Below are 844 nucleotides of genomic sequence, written 5' to 3'. Positions count from 1 at the left end.
CTGTAAGGATTTTTTTCGTTCTTATTCCTCCTTGCGGATGTTTAAAATATATTTTCATAAATAAATGCTCATTTTTCACATAGAAAAAGCCTCGATAAGATAGTTTAGAAATATGTTTATATTCTTTTCTGTTTTCTGAAAATAGAAATACAATTTTTCCATTAGAAGAAAATCTACAAAAGAAAGGATGATTCCCATTTTTCAAAGTTAAATGCTCAATATTAAAAATTTGAGTAGTATCTATCAAAGAAAAAATATTTTCTGTAACGATTATATCATTACAATTTTTATATTTACTTTTATTCATCATCATTTGGCAAGAAAAAGTATTTGCCAATACTGAGACGAAAAATAATATATAGAAAACTTTTCTTATCATAATGTAAAAGAGTTATAAGTTTTGTATTACACTAAAAGTTTACCAATCAGGTTCCCAACCTTCTAAAAGTTCTTTTGGAACATTTCTTTTCACATAAATTTCTCCAATATTATTACCTCCGAAAATATTTATAGAGTCATTATATATAGTTCCTTTTCTATGATTGACTTGCATAGTACAATAAGCTCCTATAGTTGAAAATTTAATTTTAATTTTATTCTTATTTCCTTTAACATAATAATAGCCCATTTCTGCTTTTTGAGGGTTAAAAAAAGATCTTTGTAAATTTAACGATTCTTGTTTAGACAGTATAAACACCCCTACTTTATTCTTACTATAAAACTTTAAATAAGTAGTGGTAGGAAGATACGGTTCTCCTTCTTTTTCAATAATACGAATGTTTTTGGGTTTTGTACCATATAAAGAAGTTGTATCACTTGTGTTTATCAAAATGTGTTAAAATTT

2 protein-coding genes are annotated in these 844 nt (G+C 25.2%); both read right to left on the bottom strand.

What is annotated here, in order from left to right; genetic code table 11:
• Positions 1 to 379 (bottom strand): hypothetical protein (locus tag HMPREF9073_RS16035; protein WP_009413880.1); only part of this gene is annotated, 379 nt, incomplete at its 3' end.
• A 39-nt stretch (positions 380 to 418) separates the two neighbouring features.
• The gene (locus HMPREF9073_RS11200; RefSeq protein WP_009413879.1) at positions 419 to 829 is read right to left on the bottom strand and encodes a hypothetical protein; all 411 of its coding nucleotides are present in this window, start codon (positions 827 to 829) and stop codon (positions 419 to 421) included.
• Positions 830 to 844 lie beyond the last annotated feature (15 nt).

This window comes from Capnocytophaga sp. oral taxon 326 str. F0382 (assembly GCF_000318295.1).
In the GTDB taxonomy this organism is placed as follows: Bacteria; Bacteroidota; Bacteroidia; order Flavobacteriales; family Flavobacteriaceae; genus Capnocytophaga; species Capnocytophaga periodontitidis.
The sequence above is the reverse complement of the archived record's forward strand: the minus strand, read 5'-3'. Positions and strand labels throughout refer to the sequence as shown.